This is a genomic window from Falsirhodobacter sp. alg1, from assembly GCF_000739715.2.
Classification (GTDB): Bacteria; Pseudomonadota; Alphaproteobacteria; order Rhodobacterales; family Rhodobacteraceae; genus Falsirhodobacter.
This window is the reverse complement of record NZ_BBJC02000001.1, coordinates 1-22,594: the sequence shown is the minus strand read 5'-3', so window position 1 is coordinate 22,594 and position 22,594 is coordinate 1. Positions and strand designations below refer to the sequence as shown.

Sequence of the window (22,594 nt, the reverse complement as noted above, 5' to 3'; positions counted from 1 at the left end):
TCCGAATGGATTCGCCGTGAAAACCCTTCGTCTCGCCCTTCTGGGCTCCCTCCTCTTTCTCGCCGCGTGTAAAACAGTTGTTTTGGCGCCTGCGGGCGATGTTGCCGCGCAACAACGCGATGTATTGGTGATCTCGACGCTGCTGATGCTGTTGATCATTGTTCCGGTGATTGCACTGGTCGTTGTGATCGCATGGAAATACCGCGCTTCGAATAAAGATGCCGAATACGATCCCGAATTCCACCACTCCACACGTCTGGAGCTGGTGATCTGGTCGGCTCCGCTGCTCATCATCATCTGCCTTGGTGCGTTGACCTGGGTAGGGACACACCTGCTGGATCCTTACCGTCCGCTTGATCGCGTGGCCGCAGGCAAGCCGATCACCGAGGACTACAAGCCCTTGCAGGTCGAGGTTGTGGCGATGGACTGGAAGTGGATGTTCATCTACCCGGAATACGGCATTGCCACGGTGAACGAATTCGCGACACCGGTTGACCGTCCGGTAGAATTCTCGATCACGGCCACGTCGGTCATGAACGCGTTCTACATTCCCGCGATGGCCGGCATGATCTATGCCATGCCGTCGATGGAAACGAAGCTGCATGGCGTTCTAAACCGTCCGGGCGTTTATGACGGTCTGTCGGCGCACTATTCCGGCCACGGTTTCTCGCACATGAAGTTCAAGGCGCATGCCGTGCAGCCTGCCGAATTCGACGAGTGGGTGGCCAAGGTCCGCGAAGAAGGGACCGCTCTGGACAGCACCACCTATGCCGAAATGGAGCAGCCTTCGGAGGCCGTTCCGGTCACCTACTACAACAGCGTAGAGCCGGGCCTGTGGCATGCCATCGTCAACCGTTGCGTCGACGGCACCCGTATGTGCGTGGACGAAATGATGGCGCTGGACGAGCTGGGTGGTTTCGGTGCCGCCGGTACGATGAACGTGACCGAGCTGACGACCAATGTGTTCACACGCGGTCCGACGCCGTTCGGCAATGCACCGGTTACCGTCGATGCCTTCTGCACCGTGCTGGATTCGCAGCGCATCTATGGCAACGATGAGGTTATCGTTGCGGCACGCGACACTTCGCGGCTGCGTGGCCATGGGCTGGACCGTTCGGGCCTGTCCTTGACGCCGGTCATCACACTTCTCGCCGCGCCCCAGGGCGCACAGGCCCTCTGACGGAATAGGCAATATGTCCCTTACCGAATTTATCTTTGGCCGCCTGACCTGGGCCGCCATTCCAATCCATGAACCGATCCTGATCGGCACCTTTATCGGGGTGGCGGTCATCGGTTTGGCCGTTCTGTCGGCCATGACCTATTATCGTCTCTGGGGTCCGCTCTGGTTCAACTGGGTCATCAGTATCGACCACAAGAAGATCGGCGTCATGTACATGGTGCTGGGTATCATCATGCTGCTGCGCGGTTTTGCCGACGCGCTGATGATGCGCCTTCAGCAGGTGCTCGCCTTCGGCGGCAGTGACGGCTATCTGAATTCGCACCACTACGACCAGATCTTTACCGCGCATGGCGTGATCATGATCTTCTTCGTGGCGATGCCTTTCGTGACCGGCCTGATGAACTTTGTCATGCCGTTGCAGATCGGTGCGCGGGACGTTGCGTTCCCGTTCCTCAACAACTTCTCGTTCTGGATGACCGTCGGCGGCGCGATCCTGACGATGCTGTCGCTGTTCATCGGTGAATACGCGCAAACCGGCTGGCTGGCATTTCCGCCACTGTCGGGCATCGGGGCCTCACCTTCCGTCGGTGTGGACTATTACATCTGGGGCCTTCAGGTTGCCGGTGTGGGAACGACACTGTCGGGTATCAACCTGATGGTCACGATCATCAAGATGCGCTGCCCGGGCATGACCATGATGAAGATGCCGATCTTCACATGGACCGCGCTTTGCACCAACGTTCTGATCGTTGCATCCTTCCCGGTTCTGACGGCTGTGCTGCTGCTGCTGACACTTGACCGTTACATCGGTACGAACTTCTTTACTGCCGATCTTGGCGGTAACCCGATGCTTTACGTCAACCTGATCTGGATCTGGGGCCACCCGGAAGTCTACATTCTGATCCTGCCGCTGTTCGGTGTGTTTTCCGAGGTTGTCGCGACATTCTCCGGCAAGCGCCTGTTCGGCTATACCTCGATGGTTTACGCCACGATCGTCATCACGATCCTGTCCTACGTTGTCTGGCTGCACCACTTCTTTACGATGGGGTCGGGGGCGTCCGTGAACTCGTTCTTCGGGATCACGACCATGATCATCTCCATCCCGACCGGGGCGAAGATCTTCAACTGGCTGTTCACCATGTACAAGGGCCGCATCAAGTTCGAGCTTCCGATGCTCTGGACGCTGGCGTTCCTGATCACCTTTACCGTTGGCGGCATGACCGGCGTTCTGCTGGCTGTTCCTCCGGCCGACTTCGTTCTGCACAACTCGCTGTTCCTTATCGCCCACTTCCATAACGTGATTATCGGTGGCGTGGTGTTCGGTGTGTTCGCCGGTATCAACTACTGGTTCCCGAAGGCCTTTGGCTTCCGCCTTGATCCGTTCTGGGGCAAGGTTTCGTTCTGGGGCTGGGTGCTCGGATACTGGGTTGCGTTTACACCGCTCTATATTCTGGGGCTGATGGGCGTGACGCGCCGGACACGTGTGTTCGACGATCCCGACCTGCGGATCTGGTTCATCATTGCAGCACTTGGTGCGGTTCTGGTTGCAATCGGTATCGGTGCCTTCATCCTTCAGATCGTCGTTTCGATCCTGCGCCGTGACCAACTGCGCGACGTGACGGGTGATCCATGGGGTGGTCGTACGCTGGAATGGTCGACATCGTCGCCGCCGCCGAATTACAACTTCGCGTTCACACCGGTTGCCTATGATCTGGATACTTGGGCGGACATGAAGGCGCGGCAGTACGAACGTCCGGTTTCCGGTTACGTGCCGATCCATATGCCCAAAGGGACCGAGGCCGGGATCATCCTGTCCGCCTTTGCGACGGCCTGTGGTTTCGCGCTGATCTGGTACATCTGGTGGCTGGCTGCGCTGAGCTTCGTCGCGATGATCGGCTATGCGATCTATCATACCTTCAACCGCGATCGGGACTATTACATCCCGGCGGAAACGGTCGCCGAGACCGAGAACGCCCGCACCAAGCAACTTGCGGAGATCTGACGCATGAGCACGGTTACCTTGCCCGAAGACGGCTCTTTCCACCTGACGGAAGAGCCGCACCACCCGGAAGGCGGCAACACCATGCTGGGCTTCTGGATCTATCTGATGAGCGATTGCCTCATCTTTGCGGTCCTGTTCGCAACATATGCAGTGCTTGGCGGCTCCTATGCCGCCGGGCCCGACCCGAAAGAGCTGTTCGATCTAGATCTGATCGCGGTCAACACGGCGATGCTGCTGTTCTCCTCGATCACCTACGGCTTCGCGATGCTGGCAATGCAGAAGCACAACAGCAACCAGGTCATTGGCTGGCTGTTGGTGACGGCTGTTTTCGGTGCCGCGTTCCTGGGTATCGAGCTGTACGAATTCCATCACCTTATCCACGAAGGTGCGGGTCCGCAGCGTTCGGCCTTCCTGTCGGCCTTCTTCCTGCTGGTCGGGACGCACGGTCTGCACGTGACCTTCGGCATGATCTGGCTGTTCACACTGGTCATCCAGACGCGGAAGTTCGGCCTGACTTCGGCCATGCAGCGTCGTCTGAGCTGCCTGTCGTTGTTCTGGCACTTCCTTGATGTGATCTGGATCGGCGTCTTTTCCTTCGTCTACCTAGTGAGGATGATCTGATGGCACATCACGCCCATTCGGACGCACATCACGGCGATCACCATGGTGAAAGCCACAGCCACGGTTCGTTCAAATCCTACATGATCGGCTTTGTCCTGTCGGTGATCCTGACGGCCATTCCGTTCTGGCTGGTCATGACCGGCGGATTGGACAGCCGTGTGGCGACGATCCTTTCGGTGACGGGGTTTGCCATCGTGCAGATCATCGTTCACGTCTATTTCTTCCTGCACGTCACCTCGGATTCCGAGCAGGGCTGGACCATGACCGCTGGTGTCTTCACGTTGGTCGTTGTCGGCATCATGGTTTCCGGTTCGGTCTGGGTGATGTTCAACATGAATGAAAACATGATGCCCGCGCATGACATGGTGCTGGGCAACCCGGAAGGCGTTGTTCAGAGTGAGTGATCAGGGAACGAGCCGTCGGCCGCGTTCCACGACCTCGCTGGCCATTCTGGCAGTCTTGGCAGCAGCAGGCATTGCCCTGCTGCTGTCGCTTGGTATTTGGCAGGTGCAGCGCCTTGCGTGGAAAACGGATCTGATCGCCCGTGTCGATGCGCGTGTCCATGCAGAACCCGTTGCCGCACCGGGCCCGGACAGCTGGGCCACCGTCAATCGTGCTGATGACGAATACCGACGCGTTTCGGTGACAGGCACATTCAACAATGATCAGGCGTTGTTGTCGCAGGCTGTTACGGAACGTGGTGCAGGGTTCTGGGTGATGACGCCGCTGCAAACCGCGGATGGCACCTATCTGATCAACCGTGGCTTTGTACCATCCGAGAGCCGGGACGATTATTCCCGCCCTACGGACGTGCAAACCATCACCGGCCTGCTTCGGATCACCGAGCCCAAGGGCGGTTTCCTGCGCAAGAACGACCCTGAAGGCGGCCGCTGGTATTCCCGTGACGTGGCGGCAATGGCTGCCACGCAAAAGTTGGACAATACGGCACCATTCTTTATAGATGCCGACGCGACCGGGACAGGTGCCCCCTATGGCGGGATGACCGTCATCGCATTTCCGAATAGTCACCTGAGCTATGCCCTGACATGGTTCGCACTTGCGCTAGGTCTGGCAGGAGCGTCTGTCTATGTCGGGGTCCTTGAATGGCGATCGCGCCGCGCCTGAGCGATGAATTGGCCGATGGCCGTAACCTGACCATGCTGGTGCAACTGCGCTGGCTTGCGGTTGCAGGGCAGGTGGCGACGATTGCGATCGCCACCCTTTTTCTTGATATCAAGCTGCCGCTGGTTCCGATGGGACTTGTGCTTGCCGGCCTCATCGCCATGAACCTTGTCAGCAGAACACGGTTCCGGCATTGGCGATGGGCCGCTGCGGCCGAAATGGTCGTGGATGTGCTGGCATTGACGACCCAGCTTGGGCTGTCCGGCGGGGCCACCAATCCGTTCACAATTCTCTATCTGTTGCAGATCACTCTTTCGGCCGTGCTGCTGCCCCGAGAGGTGACATGGACCCTGGTCGCCCTGATCAGCGGATTGTTTGCTCTGCTGATCCCCTTTCATGTGCCACTGGTCTTGCCGATCGGTCTTGACCTGTTTCCGCTCTATCTGATCGGAATGTTCTTTGCGCTGATCCTTGATGCGGTTCTGATTGCCGCCTTTGTGACCCGGATCACCGCCAACCTTCGGGACCGGACGCAACGGCTGGCCATCATGCACCAACGCGCGTTGGAAGAGGATCATATCATCCGTATGGGCCTGTTCGCATCAGGGGCCGCGCATGAACTGGGCACACCCCTCGCCTCCATTTCCGTCATTCTGGGGGACTGGCGGCACGCGGCCACCGACCCGGAGCAGGTGGAGGAAATTGCGGCCATGCAAAAGGCGATCGACCGCTGCAAGGCGATCGTGACGGGTATTCTGATGACCTCGGGCGAGGCGCGCGGGGAATCGCCGCGTCCGACCACAGTCAACGCCTTTGTCGAGGAACTTGCGAACGACTGGAGCGATCAGCGCGATTTCGAAGGGTTGGCCCTGAACAACAATTTCGGGGACGATCTGCCCGTCGTGCTGGAAGCCACGTTGAAGCAGATGCTGATGAACGTGCTGGATAACGCGCTGGAGGTTTCGCCCGACTGGGTCGCCCTTGACGTGGAGCGTGAGGGTGACGATCTGATCCTGACCATCCGTGATAGGGGGCCAGGTTTCGATTATTCCATTCTTGAAAATCTTGGTCGGCCCTACCGTTCCACCAAAGGCAGGCCGGGCCGAGGGTTGGGCCTGTTCCTGACCATCAGCGCGATCCGCAAACTGGGTGGGGATATAACCGCGGCCAACCTGCCGCATGGCGCCGAAGTCACATTGCGCCTGCCGCTGGAATCATTGGCATTAAGGAGAAAAAATGTCTGAAGGCCTGATGCTTCTGGTCGAGGATGATGCCGATTTCGCGGCAACATTGAAACGGTCGCTGGAAAAACGCGGTTATGCGGTGCTGACTGCCCCCGGCCCGGATGCGCTGCCAGAGCTGTTGGAGCGGCATACACCGACGCATGCCGTGGTGGACCTGAAGCTTCAGGGCGGATCCGGTCTGGTCTGTGTGGACCAGCTGCACCGTCATGATCCGGACATGATGATCGTGGTTCTGACCGGCTTTGCCAGCATTGCCACGGCGGTGGAGGCCATCAAGCTGGGGGCATGTCATTATCTGACAAAGCCTTCCAACACCGACGATATTCTGGATGCCTTCAAACGCGGTGAAGGGGATACGGGCGTTGCGGCGGGCACACAGCCCACGACCATCAAGACGCTGGAGTGGGAACGTATCCACGAAACACTGGTCGCCACCGATTTCAACATCTCTGAAACAGCACGACGGCTGGGGATGCATCGCCGGACATTGGCCCGCAAACTGGAGAAATGGCAGGTACGCTGAACGGCAGCTATCGCCGTTTGGCGGCGTAGCAGGCTAAAGGCTGGCGCGGTTCGGGCAGGGGCAAAGCAGTCTTCTTTGGCTGGTGGATCGCCTGAATTTCAGGGTGCGTTCTTCTATACAGCAGGATTAATGTATAGGCTTTCCTGTCAGGGACGGTATGGCAGGAAAGCAATCCGGTCATTGACGTTGCCTTGCCGGGGGCATTGCGCTTTTTGCCCTGATGGCGGGGCGAGGCCTTGTTCATGCGGCATACGGCGGCACGCCAGGGTTTCGACCATCAAGCGATCGTGTCACAAAAGACCCTTGAGCGAGCTGCAAAAGGATCACGACAAATGAACTGGATGCGTTGGGTAGTTCTGGGCAGCACGGCAATTGTGGTATCCGTTGCGCTCAATGGCTGTGATGTGTGCTTGGGTACGGGGAGCTGTCAGCCGGCGCCTGATCCGGACCGTACCGGGGGGCCAAGATGGCTGCTGGATGCATCGGTAGCTGAACGGGTAGACTATTACGGTAAGAGTTGTGACGCGAACCCCTATATGGTTATCGGGAATCCCGATACACCGCCGTTATCGCGAGAAGCCTGTATCGAGGTGCAGATAAAAGAAGCCGTCCATTCGGCATGTATGTACACCGCGCCTTCAACCTTTTCCGGTGACGTCACATTGGAACAGAGAACGGCGGCGTGGCAGCAATGCGAAGCCGAGGCTTTGAAGCCGCATGATTTCTGATCCACCCGGGAAAAAGCGCCACGTATCCCCTCTCGCATCTCCGGCAGCGCAGGTGGGGTCGGACAGCATGACGGGCCTCTCCTTGCGTCTCTTTTGGAACATTGAACCGCACATCGCGTTTCTGGGTAAATCCAAGGAGAAGTTTTCATGACCGATACACCGCGCCTTCAGGATCCCCGCACACTGTACCCCCAGCCGCCATTTCCCCGACAGCCGCAGCCTGCGCCCGGAAAAGTTACCGCAATGGACCCGCTGCCGGATCATGGCGAGGACAGCTATCGCGGGTCCGGCAAACTGGTTGGTCGACGGGCAATGATCACCGGTGGTGATTCCGGTATCGGCCGTGCCGTTGCCATTGCCTTTGCCCGCGAAGGTGCAGATGTCGCGCTTTCCTATCTGGAGAGTGAGAGCACCGATGCAGAGGCGGTTGCTGCGCTGATCCGCGCGGAAGGGCGCAATGCCGTCCTGCTTCCCGGTGACATTACGAATGAGGATTGGTGCAAGGACATGGTTGCAAAAGCCGTGGCCGAGCTTGGCGGTCTGGATACACTTGTAATCAACGCAGGGCACCAGCAATTCCGCGACAGCATAGACGAGCTTACGACAGCGGATTTCGACAGGACGATGAAAACGAACCTTTATGCGATGCACTGGATCGCACAGGCAGCGACGCCGCATATGCCACCAGGGTCAGCCATCGTGACCACAGCCTCGGTGCAGGCGTATTCACCGTCGGATATTCTGCTGGATTATGCCACGACAAAAGCGGGGATCGTGGCCTATACCCAAGCGCTGTCAAAGCAGATGATCAGCAAGGGCATCCGTGCCAATGTGGTAGCACCGGGTCCTTTCTGGACGCCATTGCAACCCTCGGGTGGACAGCCGCAGGACAAGCTCACGCAGTTCGGGGGGCAGACATCCTTTGGCCGACCGGGCCAGCCCGCCGAAATCGCACCCATCTATGTGTTTTTGGCAAGCCATGAAGGCAGTTACATTACGGGTGAAGTCTATGGTGCGACGGGTGGTTCCGGCGTGGCATGACGTTTCTGGGTATAAACCGGCAGATATGTAGTGATACACGTCTGCCGGACCGTATCCGTCTTCTCGTGCGGGATCGGGACCGGTTTTCGTAGGCATGGGACAGCTTGAAGCCGGATAAACTGACCTGCAGCGGCCTCTGCCCGGGTTCTAGTTAGAGACTGGTTGCATCGTAGCGATGTTGCCGGAGTTTTTAGGTCAAGGTATTCAATATACGCTCAGGCTATCTTATAGCTGTCCAACTAAATGTACCCGTTGTGATCCGGGGGGCTTCAGAATTGTTGATCGCACGGAGCTTGCTGATCGCAAATCTCGCCAAAATATGGAGATACTCCGAGGTCCGTTCGGCTAGAGCTTTGGCCCTCTCGATACCATTGTCCCGATAGACCTCCGGGATCTGAGGTAAGAATATCTGCGCGCGGGAGTGGGCTTTTATCGTACACGCTTCGGTGCTCCGGTGTTGCGGGCGATTTTTGCGAGTAGAGTGGCGTCACAACATCGGTAGGCCGCGGCTTGTTTCTCTGCCGGGTTGACCTGCCCCCCACTGGTCCCTCATTCATAACGAGAGTCTGCAGTTTGGATTTCGGTATTCGGCTTGGTCATCTTTCGCAAGCGCGCCGGGCGCGAAGCCCTCAAATTGCTCAAGCGTCCGGCGCGCTTGCTGCGGCGTCTGGTTGGCCAGGGACGAGTGTGGCCTGATCGTGTTGTAGTCGTAGCGCCAGAGCGCCAGCTTTCGCCGTGCGTCGTCCAAGCTGTCGAAGATTTCTTCGTTGAGTAGCTCGTCCCGCAGGCTGCCGTTGAAGCTTTCGACGAAGGCATTCTGCTGGGGCTTGCCTGGGTCGATGTAGTGCCACGGCACCTCGTTCTCGTCGGCCCATTTGAGGATGGCCCGACTGGTGAACTCGGTGCCATTGTCACTGACGATGCAACCCGGCTTGCCGTAAATCCGGATCAGGGAGCTGAGTTCCCGGGCGACACGCGCCCCTGACAGGCTGGTGTCCGCGACGAGGCACAGGCATTCCCGGGTGCAGTCATCAATCACCGCCAGGATCCGGAACTTCCGCGACGCGCCAAAGCTGTCGGACACGAAGTCCAACGACCAGCGCGCGTTGGGCCACGCGGCAACCGGCATCGGCGTCCTCGTGACGCGCGCCCGTTTCCGGCCTCGCCGTCGTTTCACCGAAAGCCCTTCCTCGCGATAGATGCGATACAGCTTCTTGTGGTTCATGATCATGCCCTTGCGTTCCAGCAGGACCCCGATCCGGCGATACCCGAACCGACGCCGCTTGCCGGCGATCTCCTGCATCTCTTGGCGGATATCGGCACTGTCCGGCGGGCGTTCACGCCGAACGGTCTTGGGATCGACACCAACCAGCCTACAGGCCCGGCGCTGCGAGATGTCATGATCCCGCATCACCCGGAGCGCCGCATCTCGCCGCTTCGTCAATGTCGTCAGTTCTTTCCCAGCAGGTCTTTCAACACGACATTGTCCAGCATGGTGTCCGCAAGCAGGCGCTTCAGCTTGGCATTCTCGTCCTCAAGGGCCTTTAGCCTGGCAGCCTCGGACACCTCCATGCCGCCATACTTGGCCTTCAGCTTGTAGAACGTCGCAGTGCTCAGCCCATGCCTACGGCACACTTCCGCAGTCGGCATCCCGGCCTCCTGCTCCTTGATCATTCCGATGATTTGCGCCTCGGTGAAACGGCTCTTTCGCATGTGTCTGCTCCTTCAGAGTTGGCGCAGACTCTACATTACGGTGAGGGATTTCGCGGGGGGCAGGTCACCTGACCCGCCTCGACTTCGTCATCCTGGACGAACTGGGCTATCTGCCCTTCGCCCAGTCAGGCGGCCAGCTGCTGTTCCACCTGATCAGCCGCCTCTACGAGCGCACCTCGATCATCGTCACCACGAACCTTGCCTTCGGCGAATGGCCGACGGTCTTCGGCGATGCCAAGATGACCACGGCGCTCCTCGATCGGCTCACCCATCATTGCGAGATCATCGAGACCGGCAACGAGTCTTGGCGCTTCAAAAACCGCGCATGACCGGGGCCTGACCCGCCTCCACCACTGATCAGTTCCGTCGGCTCAGGCCCCGGCGCAAACCGCTTCAAGGGGGTCAATTTTGGACGCCGATAGGGGGTCAGTTTTGCGTGCCGATTGACACCCGATGACGTGGCGGAACTCCAGCACCGATCCGGGCCAGCCATGGGTCAGGATCATACGCTGCAACTGCTCAGCTGATCACGAATGTCGGCTTAGGGCTCTGAGCCACGATGTTTCCCTGTTCAGAATGGAACGGTTTTGAACAGGGGTGGGTAAGGGTGCTCAAAACGGGTCTTGCGCGGGGGTTATGAACATCTAGGATGTGAGCAACCCTTTTGAACGGTTTTTGCCTATGTCCCGCACCTTTGCCTATGTCCGCGTCTCCACCATCCAGCAGACCATCGAGAACCAGGTGCAGGAGCTGGAGACGGCCGGCTTCACCATCCCGAAGCGCCGGATCGTTTCCGAGACCATCTCGGGCAGCGTGCCCGCGCAGCAGCGCCCGATGTTCGCCCGCCTGATCGATCGGCTGGAGGAGGGGGACGTGCTGGTGGTCACGAAGATGGACCGGCTCGGCCGCGATGCGATGGACGTGGCGCAGACCGTCAGCCTGCTTGCCGGAATGCAGGTGCGCGTTCACTGCCTCGCCCTAGGCGGCAGCGACCTGACCAGTCCAGCCGGACAGTTCACCATGACCATCTTGAACGCCGTCGCGCAATTCGAGCGCGAATTGCTGATCGAGCGGACCCATGCGGGTATGGCCCGCGCCCGGTCGCAAGGAAAGATTATTGGGCGTCCCTCCACTCTGTCAGAGACACAGAAGCAGAGTATCCGCGCTGAGTTGCAGGCTGGAGTGACGGTTTCGGATCTCGCTCGTCGCTATGGGTGCAGCCGCATGACTATCGCTCGCTGTCGTGGCGGAACATATCGATGACTAAGCAGGCCAAGATGAAAAAAATCATGTTTCTGGCTGCTTGGACATCAACAAGACGCAGCAGTGCGACCGGTGCCGCACTGCTGCATTTTAGCCTTCACAGCTGATAGGTAGTCATTTCTATCTTTTGAAAAGGCGGTGCCAGAGCGTTACGAGCCAAGATACGTGCACAGGCTCAGGGAAGGAAGCAACGGCCTGAGGTTCAGTCGCTGTTTTTCCATCAACGGGAGGTAGCGTCGGCACCAGTCCTTTTGCCTTGGCTGTCCTTGCCTGCTCCGTCTTGATATCTCGATCTGACATCGGAGCACACCAGTTGATCCGTCCACCCTCGATGACATAGTGCGAACGACACGCCAGCGACCCGTTGCCGATTGACGGGCGCACGCTCATGCCCACGCCATTCCAAGTGATCTTCCAGTCCGTAGGACTAATCGGCGTGGAAACTTCGCGCCCGCAGCCACAGGCGCAAAGATGAGCCATCGCATCGAAATCGAGGGCAAGGTAAAGAATACCCGGCTCAAGGCTCTCCGGGATTTCCTTTACGAAAGCAGTTTTGAGGCGGTCAACCTTCATGGTAACCGTTCCTCGTTCAACAAGTGGTTTCCATCGACAGCGTAGACGGAATGGTGCTCATGCTCGAGGTCCAGGTAAAAGCCCACCATTCGTTTCCAGCGCCCGATGGCCAAGGTCGCATTGAGGGCATTGAGGTCGGCTACCTGAATATTACGACCGTAAAGATCGTTGTCACCGCCCGTCATGGCAACACGCCCGTTCCAAACATGATCTCGTTTTTCGCGCGTGCTTGAAGTGACCCGAACTTGGCCGATGATATGGTCGTCTACTAAATCGAGCCCCATTCCGACGTCGATGAAGGGAAGGTCCAGTCGCTCAAGCCCCCGGATAATCCCCATCTTCGCAGGTCCTGCATCCATGCAAAGAAACACGATGTCAGCTCCCGCGAGCTGTTCAAGGTTTCCATCCCCAAGATACATGCGGTTGGCAACGATGCCTTTGTGCATATTGCTGTAAATCGCGTGCCAGTAGTCCACCTTCCACGGTTTGGTTCGTAGGATGTCGACGGACGGCGCACCAGGCCCTCGGAAGGCATTGTGCTGAAGGAATCGGTCGCCGTCGAATAGATCGATCCTGCGGACAGGTGTCTTGGCAAGCAGGTCCAGCAAGTAAGCGCCCGTACCTCCGAGTCCCACGATCACAGCCCGCTCTACCGCCAGTTTGTCAGTGATTTGACTTATGCCAGCGCGGGTGCTTGCGGTGTCTAAGTATTGAAACGGGCTGTTCTCTTCGCCACCCCGGACCTGGAAGGTCCGGGGTGTTGCCGAGGGATCAAGGGCAGCGGCCGGGTTGGAGATTATCCCGACATAGGTCGTGATCTTATGATAGTAATCTCTATAACCCTCCAGCGGCTTGTTGGAGAACGCCCGGTCTACAATTAGGCCGCCTCCCAAGTCCTGACGTTGATCATGATAGGTAATGGCTGCGATAGGCTGACCGGCCATATCGCAAGGTTGATCCCCAGCAAACATCGCAACATGGTTCTGTGGGGAAACGGTGACATCTCCGCTAAGTGTCAAATCGGAAACTAGCTTTCCAAGGCAGACCTCTTTCCGATCATTCACGTAGGGTACGTCGTGAACGACCAAGTGATTGCCGTTGATTTCGATGTCGAAACCTTCGTCCTGAAGGCGCGCGAGGTCGGGATTATGAGCGATTAGTGGGTGTGGCACCGAAAATCATCCCTTCATGAACTTGCACGGATTGGCCCGCCACGAGGGAGCCTTCGGGTTGGGCGGGCCCGCCATGACGGAAGCCAACGGTATAGATGATATCGGGATTTGGAGCGGCATCCGGAAAGGCCAGGCTCACCACAGTATCGTATGTGATCATCCCTGCAGGGACAGTGCGCTTGCGGCCATTGATCACAATCGTCACCTCCCGTGGCGGTACCGGACGGGTGATAAATTGCTCCGCGTTCTTGCCAGCAAGCGACACGACGGCACCTCGTGCAATAACCGTGTCATGCTGGCCATCGAGGACGATGTCATGATCGTGCGGGACTTCGCCATACCGCCGAAGTTCGTCTTCCGAAATCGTCTCGTCGCCCCACTCCCATGCTCGTTCGTTGAGTGTGAAGGAGAACAGGCGGTCGCTCTCAAACGCACGGAAGGCCGAAACCTCGCCCTTGATAAGCTTCGCCTTATCGTCAAGGCCGATGGAAGTCGTGCCTAGATCGCGAATTTCGATCAGGATGTAGGAGCTGGCAGGATTGAGTCTGGCAGCAGCGCGCAGGTCGCGCCCGCTCGGATCGTTGTCGTCGATGGCAAAGTGCTGATCGTTCACCGTAAAGGCAAAGCCACGCTGGCCAGCCGCTTGCTTCAGATCGTTAGGGGCATCGTTAGGGGGAGTCATGATCTAGGCATCCTTTCTAAGCTCCCAAAATGGGAACACTTTTAACATGGCGCGCCTGATCCCAGTTGGCAAGAGGGTTGATCCCAAAACGGGAACGTTTATGATCCTGTCTACCGAATGCTGCTGTCTGAGGGCCGATGAAGCTGATGGGTATACCAAAACTGCTAGCTGCGGCGGCCGACGCATCGCCTGCGGCGCCAGGTGCATGCGCGGCTCTTTGCGCAGAACTCAGCGACGGCTGCTGGGAGGATGCAAATGCTGTGAGTGCAGCATTCCCCAACGGGAAATGGTCGAAGGAACAAGTTACCATCAGAATCGATGACGTCCTCGAAGCAGTCGTTTTATTCAACTTCAAAAGGGGTATCGCCTTGATTGACTCCAGCAATCAAAACACGAAGCCAAGATCTGCCGCCACGTCGAAGCGGCGGGCTTCTCTATGAACATCGTTCCGATCCGTTCTCAGGAAAGTTACGAAGCTTCTCTTGCGAGAGCAGAGGAGCTTATGAGCGCGACCGATGCTGATCTGCTGGATGAACTGGAAGTTCTCCAAACGCTCATAGAGCGTTGGGAGAACGATCAGCATGACATTCCGACTCCTACGGCTATCGAGGCTATCCGGTTCCGCATGAACCAGTCCAATCTCCAGCCAAGAGACCTTGAGCCATACATCGGATCTCGCGCTCGTGTGTCGGAGGTTCTATCGGGTCGGCGTGATCTATCAATCGACATGATACGAGCTTTGCATAAGCATCTAGGTATCCCTGCTGCTTCATTGATATCATCACCGCAGCCGGAACCATCGACCAGAATAGGCAAGCCATCCAAAGCGGCTCTTGATAAGTTAAAAACGTTCGGAGTGCTTAAACCGCGAGAAACGTACGAGCAATTTATAGATCGATTTTTTCCTTCTGCGTCTGCGCCGGCTCTCCTACGCAAAACTCGAACCGAACGTACAAATGCAAAAACTGATTTTGGCGCAGTACAGGCTTGGTGTGCAGCGGTTCTGTCTAAAGCTGATGCCGTGACAATGCCGGCCAAACGGAATCCGATTAAACCTGAGTGGGGGCATGAACTTGCTAGGTTAAGTCAGCGACCCGACGCCTTGTCATCAGTTGAAACAACTCTGCATGGATACGGGATAATATTTGTTGCGCTCGAGCATTTACCGGGGACCTATCTAGATGGCGCAGCTTTGTGTCGGACTGATGGCCGACCTGTCATCGCCATGACACTCCGTCATGATCGATTAGATAACTTCTGGTTTACGCTTCTGCACGAGTTTTGCCATGTTTCAATGCATCTAAATGCGGACCGCCATCTCATTTTGGACGATCTGGATGTGAAAGGTGGTGATGATATCGAAGACGAGGCTGATCAATTTGCACAGGAAGCTCTTATACCCTCAGGTATCTGGAAAAAGCACGTTTCGGAGAATCTTGATATCAACGGAATCATGCAGATTGCGCAATATGCAGAAGTGAATCCCGCAGTCGTAGCAGGACGCTGGCAGAGGGAACACCAAGATTACAGGCGCTTCTCGAAATTATTGGGACGTGGTGAGGTTAGAGCAGTCCTTATTTAATAAAACCGCAGTTATTTCGATTGCAAAATCAAACCGCTAATCAAAGGTTAAAAATATGAGTTCGCGATGGATACCGCGTAAGGAACACCGGAGGCAGGGTCGTAACGGAGCAATTGTAAATGTCCGATCAAGTTGGGTTTGCCTCTCAGAAGGTGTGAAAGCCAAGTCATCTTCGATGAGGCATCAGTGCCCCGTGTGCAAAGCGGAGATTGTCTCAGTGCGCATGAAAAGGGGCGGTTCCGCACATTTCGAAGGAGCCAAGGGCCTTGGCCATATAAAACACCACTGTATGCACGTGGGCGAGCGCATTTCACGACGGCGGGATAAAGAGACACCTGACCTATTCGATTGAATTCGGAAGATGATTCGCTCAGATTGATCCGAAATCAGGGCGTAGCAGGTTTAAATAGAACCTAATTAAGCATGGAGCTTTAGTTAGCGAAAACTTTCATATCAATTTCGGTGGATATTAGTTTGGGAAGATTTGTATGTTATCTTGGATTGTTGATAGTCAGATTTTAATTTATAAAAAACCAGAGAGGCTCCGGTTATTGTAAAAATTATTATACACAGAAAGCAGATAATACGAATGCGGCTGAATATAAAGCCTCCTGCTCTCAAATTTAATAACTTGAAATCTTTTCTATGATGGAATGCATGGGCTACGCCGTGAATGACGTTGTCATTTCCCTCTGCTCCCTCGGTTATAGGGCTATCTATATTTAGACCGGACCGTTCAATAAGTTCTCCAAATTTCATACACATAGCGGCATGAGCATCAAACCGCGCGTATAGCTGCAAAACGACCCATATCAGAATAGCTCCACCTAAAAATATTGATCCACCAAAGGTCATATCCTTAACCTTGTCATAGGCAACCGGTGTAGCCCCCGCTACGGCAACTAAGGAAGCGATCGACAATTGGGAAAGATTGTCATAATGACGATGGAGGCTAAGTGCCTCGTGATACAGATCGGCCTTATTCATGTATGCACCGGGATGGTTGATAAGGAATTATATACCGATAACGAATTCAACGCTTCTTTGAGGTTATAATTTCTAAGTCTTTGCTTCCTTCTGGTCAAGGTAAACAACGTGAACCAAGCATGAACTTATCCTGGACTTGACCCTGGGTTTGCCGCTACCTATACGGTAGAAAAACCGGGGACCAAGCCATGTTCGACCTGCAGCATTCCGTATGCCACTATATCGCCGACAAGCGGACGGCCATGGGCCTCAACCAGCGCGAGTTCGCGGACCTGTTGATGCTAGGCGATGGCGGAGAGCGGACGGTTGGAGGGTGGGAACGCGGCGAGCATCGTCCGACCCGTGCGCGGTTCGACCAGATCCGGAACCTGCCGGATCGCATTCCGTTCCGCAGCCCGTTCGCAGACAGCGAACGTACTCCGGATTTCCGGTTTATCGATCTGTTTGCCGGAATCGGCGGGATCCGGCTTCCATTCCAGGATATCGGCGGGCATTGCGTTTTCACATCGGAGTGGGACAAGTTTTCCCAGAAGTCCTACGCAGCGAATTACGGCGAGGTGCCTCACGGGGACATCACTGTAATCCCCGCGCATAAGATACCCGCACATGACCTGCTTCTTGCCGGTTTCCCTTGTCAGGCCTTCTCCCAGGCCGGCTTGCGGCAGGGCTTCAATGACACCCGTGGCACAATGTTCTTCGAGATCCAGAGGATCCTCGCCTATCACCGGCCGAAAGCGTTCCTGCTCGAGAACGTCAAGCAGCTCCGCGGCCATGACAAGGGCCGTACGCTCAAGACGATCCTCGCCATTCTGGAGGGAAGGGAGGTCGCCAGCATTCCGGAGAGTGTTCCGATGAGCGAGGAAGCCCGCAAGAGCCGTGGCATTCCTCTGAACTACCGCGTCAATTTTGCGGTGCTTTCCGCGAAGAACTTCGGTGTGCCCCAAAACAGGGAGCGGGTCTACATCATCGGCTTTGACCGTGATCAGGTGCCGGAAGCAGTCGAACGGGATCTGTCCAAGAAAATTCTGGACAAGTTGCTGGAGCAGCGGTCGGTCACCTGCCTTGGTGACGTCCTCGAGGACAATGCGACGGTCGATCCGAAATATACCCTCTCGGACCGGCTGTTCGCAGGACACCAGCGGCGGCTTCAGGAACACCGGGAGAAGGGGAACGGCTTCGGCTACAGCCTGTTCAACGTGAAAAGCACATACTGCAACACGATCAGTGCCCGTTACTACAAGGACGGAAGCGAGATCCTGATCGACCAGAGCGACATCGGTCGCAATCCGCGTAAGCTGACACCGCGCGAGTGTGCCCGCATCCAGGGGTTCCCCGAGGATTTCAACGTCGACGCGGTATCGGATGTGCAAAACTACCGGCAGTTCGGGAATTCGGTGGCGGTGCCGGTCATACGCGCGATTGCCAGGGAGATGGCTGGCTATCTGAAAGGCTGACCAGTGGCCGATATCGTTTCGCCGGAAACGCGCAGCCGGATGATGGCAGGTATCAAGGGCAAGAATACGAAGCCCGAGATGGCTATAAGGAGTCTGTTGCATAGGGCCGGATTCCGGTTCCGCCTGCATCGTAAGGACCTTCCGGGACGGCCCGATATCGTGCTGCCGAAGTTCCGCACTGCCATTTTCGTGAACGGTTGCTACTGGCATGGCCATGAGCGGTGCGCGCTCTACAGGCCACCCCTGAGCCGGACCGGGTTCTGGACCGCCAAGATCTCGGGAAACAGGGAGCGGGACGCGCGGAAGACAGCAGAACTTCTCACAAGAGGCTGGCGTGTCATCGTCATCTGGGAATGTGCCCTCAAGGGGCGGGGCAGGCTTGAAGAAAACTTCTTGATTGAAACGCTCACCGCGTCCATTCTAAGTGCGTGTGTCGCCCGAGAAATTCGCGGCGCCATCGTCGGGTGATCCGAAACCTCCATGCAACCCAGCATATAAATCCAACCGTCCATCTTGAACGGGGACGAAGCGCGTAGCGCGTCAAGAATCGGTGACAGAGGCACGTGAATGTCTTACGTGTGTCGAAAGACACCATGATGGACGCTTACATGCCTGTATTTGATAGAATAATTGCTGCAAATGGTGTTCTGACAGATACACGGGAGCCACGTGTAGAGGCCGTGGTGGATTTTAGCAATTCCGGTCGGCGCGGCGAAGGTTGGTTCACAATATCTGTTTCGCAGCTTCGGCAAACACTTGTCGACATCTCCGAACACCTCGCGAGATTCACGCCGCATTACGATGAAAATGCTTGGCGGGAAGCTTTCAGGAATTGTCTTCAGAACGACGTAGCCAAAACTATGGGAAGCGTACAGACGCTGCCATTTTTCGAGCTGCTTGCAAAAGTTATTCACTATTCGAACAGTGAAGAGGATCGCGTTGTAAAAACCATCAACCTCGATCCAGATGCAATTGCGAATGCTATTGCACAAATCGATCAATATCTTGACGCCCTGCAGGATGCTGTTCCGGCTGAAGAGCAAGAGCAAGAGCAAGAGCAAGAGCAAGAGCAAGACGAGGTAGAGCGCCTCGTTGGTGGGCGCAATCTGATAATCTACGGTGCTCCGGGTACAGGAAAGTCCCATAAGATTAACGAGCTTGTAGCGGGAGGAAATTCGGTCAGGACTGTCTTCCATCCTGACACGCAAAACAGTGATTTTTTCGGATCGTTGAAGCCTCGGACCCATGACGACAAGATACGTTACGAATTCGCACCCGGGCCATTCATGATTTCTGTCCGCGATGCCCTTCTGGATGCAGGTAACCAGCATTTTCTCGTTATCGAGGAGCTGAACCGCGCTCCTGCGGCAGGAGTATTCGGAGAACTTTTCCAGCTGCTGGATCGTCAGGAGAATGGCACCGGAACATATGAAGTCGACTTCCCTAATCCGGAAAGTCTGGCATGGATGAGATCAGAAAAAGGACCGAAAATCCATAAGCTTCGGATCCCCTCTAACCTGAGCATTGTGGCGACAATGAACAGTGCAGACCAAGGCGTGTATCCGCTGGATACGGCTTTCCGCCGGCGCTGGATCCAAGAATACCTGCCCCTCGAGGGCCAGGATGCGCCTGACGGTCGGATCTCCTATGTTGATGCAAGTAATATCCACAAGTCCATGCCTTGGCGCGACTTCGTGCGGACGCTAAATAGCTGGTTGACGGAGAAGCTGGACGTTGCCGAAGACCGGCTGTTGGGACAATGGTTTGTAAAACCCGGCGAACTCGGTGAACGTGTACCGGCAAAGATCCTGCTGTACCTCTGGGATGATCTTCTGCGGCACGGGGGAAGGGACATCATTTTCGCGAAAAACCTCCGGACATATGGCCAACTGGATCAGGCTGCTTCTGGGGGGGCGCCAGTGTTCTCGACCGTGTTTCTCGAGAAACTCGATGCGGTATCGACGCCTGATATGGCCGTAGCTGACGGTGCCGGGGATGCCGTTGGACAGTAATCCGGTCGTCTATAGTGACCGGATGGCCGTAGATGAACTGGACAGATCGGCCAAGCCATTGCTCGATGCAATGCGGGAGTGGGGTATCGGCAAGGTCGACGGAAACGCCCGTGTGCGGTTCTGTGGTATTGTGCGGGGTAAGGACGGTAAAACAGCCGTTTTCCTCCCGCTGGCCATGCCCGATCGATCGCTGGATGCTGCGAAGCTGACGATGAAGACGCTCGCACGCTACGGACGGGAGGCTTCGGGCCGGGAGTTTGCCGGTGATGGCGAGCATGGCAACCCCGGATCCCTTGCAGTCATCAAGTCACTGGCTGACGATTTCAGGCAGAACGGTCTTTTTCACGAACGGCAGCGTGTCTGTGCAAGAAACACCGGCAAACCTGACTGGAAGCGTACCGTGACGCGCGCACAGGCTTTTCCTTCGGGAGAAGGGGAGCTGATATATCCTGACATAGCTACCACTAAAGCAGTGAACAGCAGCGAAACGCTACTTGCACAGGTTCAGGCCGCGGTTCTTTCCGAGATAATCGAACAGCACGGATGGTGGATTGACGGCGCGCGCGCCCGTCGCCCCGAGTTGAGGTGGCAGAAGAAGCCCTATCAGCCCAGAAGCCTGTGGCCGGTTCTTCTGGAAGCATTACTTCCTAGCCTCTATTCGGCGCGTTCGATTTTCCTGGCGACTTATCTTGGATATTATCTGCGCGACTGCAGGGCGTCCGCAGCGGGAAGCTTTGTCTTCGGCGTCGAGGATTTCCATACGGTGTGGGAGGTCATGCTTCGCCAGACACTCTTGCACGTGGAAGGGAACTGGAATGCCCGCTTGCCCCACGCTGTCTATGAAACCGTTCCGGGTGGCACATCGGATGCACCCGAGCGTGGAATGCTAACGGATATCATACTCCGCGATGATACAGGCTACACGATCATCGATGCGAAGTACTACGCTGCCACCTCGGCTAGTACCGTTCCGGGATGGCCGGATATCGCCAAGCAGATGTTCTACGAAATGGCCCTACGGAGCGTTGTCGGGACCGGCGCCAGAATCCATAATTGCTTTGTTTTTCCGGGGAAGAATGAAACCGGGGGGATGTTCCATCAGGTAACTATGAGGCAGAAATCCGACGGAACGTACCTGCAAGATTTCCCGAAGATAGCCTGTCACTACCTGCCGATGCCTTCAGTCATGAACAACTATTGTCAATATCGCTCGGATACTGCGTTCCCACCTGCATGTTTGCAGCTGGGAGGTGAGGATGGAAAGGATATCAAATGCCGAGCATGAGCATTCAAATGCTGCGCTACTTAGGGGCAACCTGCGGGGCTTATTCGACTGTAACCGCAACCGAGGCAAACCATGACCGGTCGGTTACGCTCGATCAACACGAAAAAAACATATTAAATAATTTCTTGCCGTTAGAGGATATTCCTCGGCAGCACGCTGCTATGGAGGGAATTCCCTTCCTGGTTTTGGCTGGCAATATTGAAGCCGAACGGCACCTCATAATCAAGTATCCTAAGCCCGAGGGAAACGAGCTTCGCCTTTATATGGGAAATGAGCGGGGATTTTCAGGGCAAGCAGGCGAACAGTTTGTCATTTTTCGCCGTGCCAGAGAACCGTACCCGGTCGTGGGCTTTCTAGCGCAGGCTAACTTTGATATCATAGAAGCTGGAGACCACGAGGCTCGACCAGAAGATGAAATTGCCGTGGATATGTTTGCCGGAGCTGAAGGTCAGCTAGATATCCAGCGCGCCATCGGTCATCTCCGAGATCCAAGATTGGAAATGCGCCTCATCTATAGCAGGAGTATTGAGCAAGCTGTTATAGCTTTGGAACGAGCGGATTACTTGTGCGAGATCAACCCACGGCACCAGACTTTTGTCTCTCGGGTGTCCGGCCGGCAGTTTGTTGAGGCACACCACCTGATGCCTGTTAGTCGTGCCGCATATTTTACGTACAATTTGGACGTTCATCAAAATATCGTAGCGTTATGCCCGAATTGCCATCGAAACATTCATCATGGAACGTTGGAAAATAAAAGGGCACTCATTGATCATATTTATACGCAAAGGGTGAATTTATTAAGGCATAATGGGTTGCTATTCACATTGGGCGATCTTTTCGTAGCATACGGAGTTTGACCGAGGGCAATTCATTTCCGTGATCATCGAACGTGGCTTCTCGAGTAGCTTCTGCTTCACTTCCTGTTGAATGTCACTCAGAGCTGACCCAGCAGCAGTCGAAATTGTCACTGAGATTTGACCCATGTGGAACCTTGCCCCTGACGGGATTTGTCAGGGGATATTGGAGTGATCGACATGGGATTTTTGAGCGTCATTCGGCGTTGGGCTTTGCGGGACAAGATGCCCATCCGCGAGATTGCGCGGCGGACCGGGCTGTCCCGCAACACCATCAGGAAGTATCTGCGTGCGGGGATCGTTGAGCCCCAGTTTCAGACACCGGCGCGACCGAGCAAGCTGGACCCGTATGCAGAAAAGCTGTCAGGCTGGCTGGTGACCGAGCAGCGCAAGTCGCGCAAGGACCGGCGCACCGCCAAGCAGATGCACGCTGATCTGGTTCAGCTTGGCTATGACGGCTCGNTATGAGCGGGTCGCGGCCTTCGTGCGGGACCTGGAAAGGAGACAGGCAACGCGCGCAACAGACGACGGATCGCGGGACATTCGTGCCGCTTGT

At 56.2% G+C, this 22,594-nt stretch carries 21 protein-coding genes and 2 pseudogenes; 18 read left to right on the top strand and 5 right to left on the bottom strand.

What is annotated here, in order from left to right:
- Positions 1 to 16: 16 nt before the first annotated feature.
- From cyoA to TR36_RS00075, 9 genes are all read left to right on the top strand, one after another.
- Positions 17 to 1,180 carry a ubiquinol oxidase subunit II gene (gene cyoA / locus TR36_RS00115; protein ID WP_045393269.1) on the top strand — a complete coding sequence of 388 codons (1,164 nt, stop codon included), beginning with the start codon at positions 17 to 19 and terminating at the stop codon, positions 1,178 to 1,180.
- Between the two features lie 13 nt (positions 1,181 to 1,193).
- Positions 1,194 to 3,182, top strand: a complete 1,989-nt coding sequence (gene cyoB / locus TR36_RS00110; protein WP_045393267.1) for a cytochrome o ubiquinol oxidase subunit I — start codon at positions 1,194 to 1,196, stop codon at positions 3,180 to 3,182.
- A gap of 3 nt (positions 3,183 to 3,185) precedes the next feature.
- Positions 3,186 to 3,803 carry a cytochrome o ubiquinol oxidase subunit III gene (gene cyoC / locus TR36_RS00105; protein ID WP_045393265.1) on the top strand — a complete coding sequence of 206 codons (618 nt, stop codon included), beginning with the start codon at positions 3,186 to 3,188 and terminating at the stop codon, positions 3,801 to 3,803.
- On the top strand, positions 3,803 to 4,207 hold the full coding sequence (cyoD, locus tag TR36_RS00100) for a cytochrome o ubiquinol oxidase subunit IV (protein WP_045393263.1): 405 nt from the start codon (positions 3,803 to 3,805) through the stop codon (positions 4,205 to 4,207). The genes cyoC and cyoD overlap by 1 nt, the downstream gene beginning before the upstream one ends.
- Positions 4,200 to 4,928 carry an SURF1 family protein gene (locus TR36_RS00095; protein ID WP_237763484.1) on the top strand — a complete coding sequence of 243 codons (729 nt, stop codon included), beginning with the start codon at positions 4,200 to 4,202 and terminating at the stop codon, positions 4,926 to 4,928. Before cyoD ends, TR36_RS00095 begins: the two co-directional genes overlap by 8 nt.
- Positions 4,907 to 6,169 carry an ATP-binding protein gene (locus TR36_RS00090; RefSeq protein ID WP_062762037.1) on the top strand — a complete coding sequence of 421 codons (1,263 nt, stop codon included), beginning with the start codon at positions 4,907 to 4,909 and terminating at the stop codon, positions 6,167 to 6,169. Before TR36_RS00095 ends, TR36_RS00090 begins: the two co-directional genes overlap by 22 nt.
- Positions 6,162 to 6,692 carry a response regulator transcription factor gene (locus tag TR36_RS00085; RefSeq protein WP_045393258.1) on the top strand — a complete coding sequence of 177 codons (531 nt, stop codon included), beginning with the start codon at positions 6,162 to 6,164 and terminating at the stop codon, positions 6,690 to 6,692. The genes TR36_RS00090 and TR36_RS00085 overlap by 8 nt, the downstream gene beginning before the upstream one ends.
- 332 nt (positions 6,693 to 7,024) lie before the next feature.
- Positions 7,025 to 7,420 carry a hypothetical protein gene (locus TR36_RS00080; RefSeq protein WP_045393255.1) on the top strand — a complete coding sequence of 132 codons (396 nt, stop codon included), beginning with the start codon at positions 7,025 to 7,027 and terminating at the stop codon, positions 7,418 to 7,420.
- A gap of 147 nt (positions 7,421 to 7,567) precedes the next feature.
- On the top strand, positions 7,568 to 8,461 hold the full coding sequence (locus tag TR36_RS00075; RefSeq protein ID WP_045393253.1) for an SDR family oxidoreductase: 894 nt from the start codon (positions 7,568 to 7,570) through the stop codon (positions 8,459 to 8,461).
- A 553-nt stretch (positions 8,462 to 9,014) separates the two neighbouring features.
- Here the strand turns inward: TR36_RS00075 and TR36_RS00070 are convergent.
- Positions 9,015 to 10,174 (bottom strand): IS3 family transposase gene (locus TR36_RS00070; RefSeq protein WP_153010449.1). Its coding sequence is split into 2 segments (ribosomal slippage): positions 9,015 to 9,925 and positions 9,925 to 10,174, totalling 1,161 coding nucleotides; the frame shifts between segments, so codons are not numbered across the junction.
- 53 nt (positions 10,175 to 10,227) lie between these two features.
- Here TR36_RS00070 and TR36_RS14815 point away from each other — a divergent pair.
- A pseudogene (locus TR36_RS14815) lies at positions 10,228 to 10,503 on the top strand (ATP-binding protein); the annotation flags it as partial.
- Between the two features lie 352 nt (positions 10,504 to 10,855).
- Positions 10,856 to 11,437 (top strand): recombinase family protein, encoded by a 582-nt coding sequence (locus TR36_RS00060; protein WP_062762034.1) that lies wholly within the window; start codon positions 10,856 to 10,858, stop codon positions 11,435 to 11,437.
- Between the two features lie 120 nt (positions 11,438 to 11,557).
- On the opposite strand, the gene TR36_RS00055 is transcribed toward TR36_RS00060, so the two are convergent.
- The 3 genes from TR36_RS00055 to TR36_RS00045 are packed head-to-tail and all read right to left on the bottom strand — an operon-like array spanning position 11,558 to position 13,864.
- Positions 11,558 to 12,010, bottom strand: coding sequence for a DUF6527 family protein (locus TR36_RS00055; RefSeq protein WP_052362693.1), 453 nt, complete (start codon positions 12,008 to 12,010; stop codon positions 11,558 to 11,560).
- On the bottom strand, positions 12,007 to 13,182 hold the full coding sequence (locus tag TR36_RS00050) for a ThiF family adenylyltransferase (RefSeq protein ID WP_045393625.1): 1,176 nt from the start codon (positions 13,180 to 13,182) through the stop codon (positions 12,007 to 12,009). The genes TR36_RS00055 and TR36_RS00050 overlap by 4 nt, the downstream gene beginning before the upstream one ends.
- On the bottom strand, positions 13,157 to 13,864 hold the full coding sequence (locus TR36_RS00045) for a multiubiquitin domain-containing protein (RefSeq protein WP_062762032.1): 708 nt from the start codon (positions 13,862 to 13,864) through the stop codon (positions 13,157 to 13,159). Before TR36_RS00045 ends, TR36_RS00050 begins: the two co-directional genes overlap by 26 nt.
- A 436-nt stretch (positions 13,865 to 14,300) precedes the next feature.
- Here TR36_RS00045 and TR36_RS14725 point away from each other — a divergent pair, with 436 nt between their 5' ends.
- The gene (locus TR36_RS14725) at positions 14,301 to 15,446 is read left to right on the top strand and encodes an ImmA/IrrE family metallo-endopeptidase (RefSeq protein WP_045393633.1); all 1,146 of its coding nucleotides are present in this window, start codon (positions 14,301 to 14,303) and stop codon (positions 15,444 to 15,446) included.
- Positions 15,447 to 15,899: 453 nt separating this feature from the next.
- Here TR36_RS14725 and TR36_RS15420 read toward each other — a convergent pair whose 3' ends face one another.
- Positions 15,900 to 16,433 (bottom strand): hypothetical protein, encoded by a 534-nt coding sequence (locus TR36_RS15420; protein WP_153010448.1) that lies wholly within the window; start codon positions 16,431 to 16,433, stop codon positions 15,900 to 15,902.
- Positions 16,434 to 16,621: 188 nt separating this feature from the next.
- Here TR36_RS15420 and dcm point away from each other — a divergent pair, with 188 nt between their 5' ends.
- The 6 genes and pseudogenes from dcm to TR36_RS00005 form a co-directional block, all read left to right on the top strand.
- Positions 16,622 to 17,887, top strand: a complete 1,266-nt coding sequence (gene dcm / locus TR36_RS00030) for a DNA (cytosine-5-)-methyltransferase (protein WP_045393636.1) — start codon at positions 16,622 to 16,624, stop codon at positions 17,885 to 17,887.
- A 3-nt stretch (positions 17,888 to 17,890) separates the two neighbouring features.
- Positions 17,891 to 18,355: a very short patch repair endonuclease gene (locus tag TR36_RS00025; RefSeq protein ID WP_062762030.1), complete on the top strand. Its 465-nt coding sequence runs from the start codon at positions 17,891 to 17,893 to the stop codon at positions 18,353 to 18,355.
- 140 nt (positions 18,356 to 18,495) lie between these two features.
- Complete coding sequence (locus TR36_RS00020; RefSeq protein ID WP_192841299.1) at positions 18,496 to 19,899, top strand: AAA family ATPase; 1,404 nt, start codon at positions 18,496 to 18,498, stop codon at positions 19,897 to 19,899.
- Positions 19,883 to 21,184: an LlaJI family restriction endonuclease gene (locus tag TR36_RS00015; RefSeq protein ID WP_045393640.1), complete on the top strand. Its 1,302-nt coding sequence runs from the start codon at positions 19,883 to 19,885 to the stop codon at positions 21,182 to 21,184. Before TR36_RS00020 ends, TR36_RS00015 begins: the two co-directional genes overlap by 17 nt.
- Positions 21,181 to 22,041 (top strand): HNH endonuclease, encoded by an 861-nt coding sequence (locus tag TR36_RS14810; RefSeq protein WP_237763483.1) that lies wholly within the window; start codon positions 21,181 to 21,183, stop codon positions 22,039 to 22,041. Before TR36_RS00015 ends, TR36_RS14810 begins: the two co-directional genes overlap by 4 nt.
- A gap of 177 nt (positions 22,042 to 22,218) precedes the next feature.
- Positions 22,219 to 22,594, top strand: a pseudogene (locus tag TR36_RS00005) (helix-turn-helix domain-containing protein); the annotation flags it as partial.